4 protein-coding genes and 1 pseudogene are annotated in these 6385 nt (G+C 67.0%); all 5 read left to right on the top strand.

What is annotated here, in order from left to right; all coding sequences use genetic code 11:
• Window positions 1-236 (top strand): annotated as a pseudogene (locus DBR20_RS13320) (type II secretion system protein GspM); the annotation flags it as partial.
• Window positions 233-2608: a type II secretion system secretin GspD gene (gspD, locus tag DBR20_RS13315; protein ID WP_108266512.1), complete on the top strand. Its 2376-nt coding sequence runs from the start codon at window positions 233-235 to the stop codon at window positions 2606-2608. The pseudogene DBR20_RS13320 and the gene gspD, both read left to right, overlap by 4 nt.
• The gene (gene gspE, locus DBR20_RS13310; protein WP_108266511.1) at window positions 2605-4047 is read left to right on the top strand and encodes a type II secretion system ATPase GspE; all 1443 of its coding nucleotides are present in this window, start codon (window positions 2605-2607) and stop codon (window positions 4045-4047) included. Before gspD ends, gspE begins: the two co-directional genes overlap by 4 nt.
• A gap of 7 nt (window positions 4048-4054) precedes the next feature.
• The gene (gene gspF / locus DBR20_RS13305) at window positions 4055-5254 is read left to right on the top strand and encodes a type II secretion system inner membrane protein GspF (protein ID WP_108266510.1); all 1200 of its coding nucleotides are present in this window, start codon (window positions 4055-4057) and stop codon (window positions 5252-5254) included.
• 227 nt (window positions 5255-5481) lie between these two features.
• A partial coding sequence (locus tag DBR20_RS13300; protein ID WP_258223355.1) for a substrate-binding domain-containing protein occupies window positions 5482-6385 on the top strand: 904 nt, incomplete at its 3' end.

The following is a 6385-nucleotide window of genomic DNA, read 5'->3' as shown; positions in this document are numbered from 1 at the left end:
ACACCGCTGCCGGCCTGGCCGGCAGCCTGCATATCGAAACGTGTGACGGGCGCTGGCACCTGCAGGTGCGCAATGTTCCCGCCGATGCGCTCTGGAACTGGCTGCTGCCCTTGCTGGCCGACCCGGCCATCGAACTGCAGCAACTGCAACTGCAACGCACAGGGGACGCGAACATGCCGGCGGCACGGATTTCCGGAAACATCGTGATGGCCGCCAATGGCGGTGGCCATCCATGAAGGCGATGCGCAGCCTGGGCTGCAGCGTGATACTGGCACTGGTGGTGGGCCTGGCCCATCTTCCGGCAGCGGTGCAGGCGCAGGACGCCAGTGGCGAACCGGTGCAGCTGAACCTGGTGGACACCGACATCGGTGGGGTGCTGCGCATGGCGGCGCGCTTCACCGGCCGCCAGTTCCTGGTCGACCCACGGGTGACCGGCAAGATGACCGTTGTCTCCGATGGGCCGGTCAGCCGTGTGCAGGCTTACCAGCTGCTGCTGGGTGCATTGCGCATGCGCGGCTTTGCCGTGGTCGAAAGTGGAGGCGTCAGCCGGGTGGTGCCACAGGCCGATGCCAAGCTGCTGGGCGGTCGTGTTGGTGCTGGCGGCGCGGGAGGCGAGATAACCACACGCACGTTTGCACTGCGCTACGAGAGCGCAGCGGCGCTGGTGGCGGTGCTGCGGCCGATGATCACCGCGGACAATCCGATCACCGCGAACCCGGGCAACAACACGCTGGTCATCACCGACTACGCCGACAACCTGGAGCGCATCGCGCGGGTGATCGCCAGCGTGGATACGCCGGCCGGCATGGACACCGACGTGGTCAAGCTGCAGCAGGGTATTGCCGTGGACGTGGCGGCGATGGTCGCACCATTGCTGGATGCGCAGGGCGCGGAGCCGGCGCAGAAGGTGGTGGTGATGGCCGACCCGCGCAGCAACAGCGTGCTGCTGCGCTCCAGCAGCCCGGGCCGCACGCGCCTGGCGCGGCAGCTGGTGGAGAAGCTGGACAAGGCCCAGGACGAGTCCGGCAACCTGCATGTGGTGTACCTGCGCAATGCGCAGGCCACCCAGCTGGCCGGGGTGCTGCGTGGCGTGGTGGCAGGGCAGAGCGATGCGCCGGCGATGGGCAGCACCGATGGCATCACCGCATTGCCGGGCGAGACCAGCCGCAACGCCAGCACGCCGGCGCAACCCGCACAGGGCAAGAGCAAGGGCAATGCGCTGGAATCGCCACGGCTTGACCCGGGTCGTCGCGAACCTATCGATGCCGGCAGCAGCGGTTTCAGCCAGAACGGCATCTCGGTGCAGGCTGACATCGCCACCAACACCTTGCTTATTTCCGCTCCGGAGCCGGTCTACCGCAACCTGCGGCGGGTGATCGACCAGCTCGACCAGCGTCGGGCGCAGGTACTGGTGGAGAGTTTGATCGTGGAGGTCAACCAGACCGATGCCGCTGAACTTGGCGTGCAATGGATGCTGGGCAACGGCCGCACGTTCGGTGGCACCCACTTCGGCGGTACCACCGGTGGCAGTGGCATCAGCACCACTGCGCGCACCACGCTGGATGTACTGCCGAAGGACGGCCTGAACATCGGCGTGATCGACGGCACCATCAACCTGCCCGGTGTCGGCCAGATCCTCAACATGAAGGCGCTGGCCAATGCCCTGCAGAGCAAAGGCGGCGCCAACATCCTCTCCACGCCGAACCTGATGACGCTGGACAATGAGGCGGCAAGCATCATGGTCGGGCAGACCGTGCCCTTCGTCAGTGGTCGCTATGTGACAGACGGTGGCGGTGGCAGCAACAACCCGTTCCAGACCATCGAACGCGAGGACGTGGGCCTGAAGCTGCGGGTGCGCCCGCAGATTTCCGAGGGCGGCACGGTGAAGCTGGACATCTACCAGGAAGTCAGCAGCATCGATGCGCAGAGCTCGGGCAGCGCCGGCATCATCACCAACAAGCGGGCGCTGGATACCAGCGTGCTGCTCGATGACGGCCAGATCATGGTGCTGGGCGGCCTGCTGGAAGACAGCGTCAGCCATGGCCGTGATGCCGTGCCGGGGCTGGGCAAGATCCCTGTGCTGGGCGCGCTGTTCCGCAGCGACACGCGCAAGCGGGCCAAGACCAACCTGATGGTGTTCCTGCGCCCGCACGTGGTGCGCGACCCGGCCGCCGGACAGCGCCTGACCCGCGACCGCTACGACTACATGCGCAATGCACAGGCCGCTGCGCAGCCGGTACAGAGCTGGGCGTTGCCGGCGCTGTCGGCACCGCAGCTGCCGCCGCAGGACCTGTCGGTGCTTGGCCAGGGCAATGCGCGTGATGGCCAGGGCCAGCCGTCGCAGAACGGCAGCCTTGCGGCGTTGTATCCGGCCAGCGAGGGCAATGTGCAGGTGGTGCAGTTCGCGCAGGGGCTGGATGCGGCGCGTGCGACCCAGGCCGTGGCACAGGTGCGCGCGCTTGGCCTGCAGGCCTATGCCGAGACCACGCCGGGTGAAACGGGACAGCGTCTGCGGGTGCGGGTGGCGCGCGACCCGGCCACGCTCGACCCGGCGCTGCAGCAGCTGCGCGGGTTGGGCTACACCCCGGAACTGGTCATCGGCCCATGAGCACGCCCGTGCCGTTGCCACTGCTGCCGTATGCCTGGGTGCGCAGCCACGGAGTGATGCTGACCGAAGCAGGTGGCGCGCCGGTCCTGCTGGGCACCGCCGAGACCGCTGCTTGGGCGGTGGCCGAGCTGCGCCGTCGGCACGGACCAGTACCGTTCCAGATGCTGGATGCGGCGGTCTGGCAGCAGCGGTTGGGCGAACAGTATCGTGACGGTGGCGATGCTGCTGCGGTGGTCGGTGCGGCCGAAAGTGAAGTCGATCTCGACCGGCTGATGCAGGACATGCCCGAGGTGACCGATCTGCTGGACGCGCAGGACGACGCGCCGGTGATCCGCATGATCAACGCGCTGCTGGCGCAGGCCGCGCGCGATGGCGCCAGCGACCTGCACATCGAACCTTTCGAAACGCATTCGGTGGTGCGCTACCGCGTCGATGGCACCCTGCGTGACATGGTGCAGCCACGGCGTGCGCTGCATGCGGCCCTGGTATCGCGCATCAAGATCATGGCCCACCTGGATATCGCCGAGAAGCGCCTGCCGCAGGATGGGCGCATCGCCATCCGTGTGGGCGGCCGACCACTCGACATCCGCGTGTCCACGGTGCCGACCGGACATGGCGAGCGCGCGGTGCTGCGCCTGCTGGAAAAAGACGCCGGGCGACTGCAGCTGCAGCGTCTGGGCATGGCCGACGATACGCTGGCCACCTTCACCGGGTTGATCCGCCAGCCGCACGGCATCGTGCTGGTGACCGGGCCGACCGGCAGTGGCAAGACCACCTCGCTGTATGCGGCACTGGGGCAGCTCGACAGCAGCACCAGCAACATCCTCACGGTGGAAGATCCGGTGGAGTACGATTTCGCCGGCATCGGCCAGATCCAGGTCAACGCGCGCATCGGCATGAGCTTCGGCACGGCATTGCGCGCGATCCTGCGCCAGGATCCGGACACCATCATGATCGGTGAGATCCGCGACCTGGAAACGGCGCAGATCGCGGTGCAGTCGTCGCTGACTGGTCATGGCGTGCTGGCATCGCTGCATACCAACGATGCGATTTCGGCGGTGACCCGACTGGCCGACATGGGCGTGGAACCGTTCCTGCTGGCCTCATCGCTGCGCGGTGTGCTGGCGCAGCGGCTGGTGCGCAGGCTGTGCCTGCAGTGTCGGCGTGCCGAGCTCGATACCGAGGGGCGCACCGTGTGGCGGGCCGTAGGCTGCTCCGCCTGCGCGAACAGCGGCTACCGCGGGCGCACCGGCATCCATGAACTGTTCGTGGTGGATGAGCGCGTGCGCGCGTTGATCCATGAAGGGCAGGGCGAACCCGCGCTGCGCGAGGCCGCGCGGCGTGCCGGCATGCGCACCCTGCGTCAGGACGGGCAGCGCTGGGTCGACAGCGGGGTGACCACGCTGGAGGAGATCCTGCGCGTGACCGGCGACGACTGAGGCGCGCATGGCACTGTTCGATTACCAGGCCGCCGACGCACAGGGGCGCATCGAGAAAGGGCAGCTGGACGCCGACAGTGCGCGCGGCGTGCGCCAGCAACTGCGTGGGCGTGGGCTGACACCGGTACAGGTGTCAGCCGCACGCAATGCCGGCAGTGGCTGGGGCACGCGCAGGCTGTCGGCCAGCGAACTGGCCTGGGCCACACGGCAACTGGCCAGTCTGCTGGCCGCCAGCCTGCCGCTGGAAAGCGCGCTGAGCGCGGTGATCGAGCAGGCCGAACGCCCGCACGTTGCGCAGGCGCTCACCGCAGTGCGTGCCGACGTGCGCGCCGGTCAGCGGCTGACCGTGGCGCTGTCGGCGCGGCCGCGCGATTTCCCTGGGATCTATCGTGCCCTGGTGGGCGCCGGTGAGGATTCCGGCGATCTGGCACGGGTGATGGAGCGCCTGGCCGACTACATCGAAGAGCGCAACGCGCTGCAGGCGAAGGTGCTGACGGCGTTCATCTACCCGGCAGCGATCAGCCTGGTATCAGTGGCGATCGTGATCTTCCTGCTCAGCTACGTGGTGCCCCAGGTGGTGACTGCATTCGTGCAGGCGCGGCAGACGCTGCCGATGCTGACCCAGGTGATGCTGGCGGCCAGTGCTTTCGTACGCGCGTGGGGCGTATGGACGGGGATAGGCGTCGGCGCACTCGTGGTGGGCTGGCGGCTGGCATTGCGGCGGCCGGATCTGCGCCTGCGCTGGGACAGCCTGCTGTTGCGCGTACCGATGGTGGGCCGTTTCGTGCTGGGCGTGAACAGCGCTCGCTTCGCATCGACACTGGCGATCCTGCTTGATGCCGGTGTGCCTTTGCTGCGTGCACTGGATGCCGCACGACAGACACTGGGCAATGCGCTGCTGGCGCGCTGTGCCGATGATGTGGCCGCACGCGTGCGCGAAGGTACTTCGCTTGGCGCTGCGCTGAAGGTGCAGAAAGTGTATCCGCCGATCCTGGTGCATCTGGTGGCCAGTGGCGAGAAGACCGGTTCATTGGCACCGTTGCTCGACCGCGCTGCACAGACCATCTCGCGCGAGATCGAACGCCGCGCGATGGCACTCACTGCATTGCTGGAGCCCACGATGATCCTGGTGATGGGGGGCGTGGTGCTGACCATCGTGCTGGCCGTGCTGATGCCGATCATGGAAATGAACCAGTTGGTGCAATGACGTGCATCCACGCATGGCGTGGATCTACTGATGCCCGGTTTCTCCACACAATCCTCCACACCTTTTTTCGATCTTCCACAGGTTTCTTAAGCGGCCTGTCATCGGCGACGACCAGCATGTCCCTGTCGCCGCAGAGTGGGCTGGGAGGCCCTCGGCGGCAGCAGGCGTGTAGTGACCGTTCCTCCCTTGGTGTTTCACCTTCGCAGTAAACCCTTCAGGAGAAGATCATGAACAAGTACAAGACCCTGGCCGCGCTGGTTGCTACCGCGCTGCTCGCCACTGCTGGTGCCGCTTCGGCCCAGACCGCTGTCACCGGTGGCGGCGCCTCGCTGCCGGCCGACCTTTACAAGGGCCAGACCGACAGCATCCTGCCGGCCAACTTCAGCTACGCCGTGACCGGTTCGGGCACTGGCAAGAAGGCCTTCCTGGAAAACAACTCGGCGCTGTTCTCGACCACCGGTACCGTGCATTTCGCCGGCAGCGACTCGGTGCTGAGCGGCACCGAGCTGAGCACCTACAACAGCACCTACAACGTCTCCACCGATGCCAACCGCTACGGCGCGCTGGTGCAGATCCCCTCGGTCGCCACCTCGGTCACCATTCCGTTCAACAAGGCCGGTTCGGCGGTTGACCTGTCGGTTGCCCAGATCTGCGGCATCTTCTCGGGCAAGGTCACCAACTGGAACCAGCTGGCGGGCCTGGGCCGCACTGGTGCCATCCAGGTCGTCTACCGCGGCGAGAGCAGCGGCACCAGCGAACTGCTGACCCGCTTCCTGACCACCGCCTGCCAGCCGGCTGACGTGTCGGGCACCAACCTGAAGTTGACCGGTGGCGTGCCGGCGTTCTCGGTGCAGTCGACCTTCGCCAACCTGTTCACCAGCGTTCCGTCGAACTTCATCGCCGCTCCGGCTACCGGTGGCACCTCGCTGTACAACGCGGTGTACGCCGTTGACGGCCGCGTTGGCTACGTTGGCCCGGACGTGATCCCGAGCCTGGTCGACGCCACCAAGGTTGCCAAGGTCAAGGGCTTCTCGCCGGATGAAGTGAGCGTGCAGGCGACCCTGGAAACCGCTGCTCCGCCGACCGGCGCCGCTGCTGAAAATCCCGCCAACTGGGTGCCGGTGTTCGGCA

The sequence above is a fragment of the Stenotrophomonas sp. HMWF023 genome (assembly GCF_003060985.1).
Lineage (GTDB): Bacteria > Pseudomonadota > Gammaproteobacteria > Xanthomonadales > Xanthomonadaceae > Stenotrophomonas > Stenotrophomonas lactitubi.
This window is presented reverse-complemented; position numbering and strand designations above follow the sequence as displayed.

Coding starts and splice junctions, on each gene's coding strand:
- gspD (WP_108266512.1), top strand. CDS start 233: ATGAAGGCGATGCGCAGCCTGGGCTGCAGCGTGATACTGGCACTGGTG.
- gspE (WP_108266511.1), top strand. CDS start 2,605: ATGAGCACGCCCGTGCCGTTGCCACTGCTGCCGTATGCCTGGGTGCGC.
- gspF (WP_108266510.1), top strand. CDS start 4,055: ATGGCACTGTTCGATTACCAGGCCGCCGACGCACAGGGGCGCATCGAG.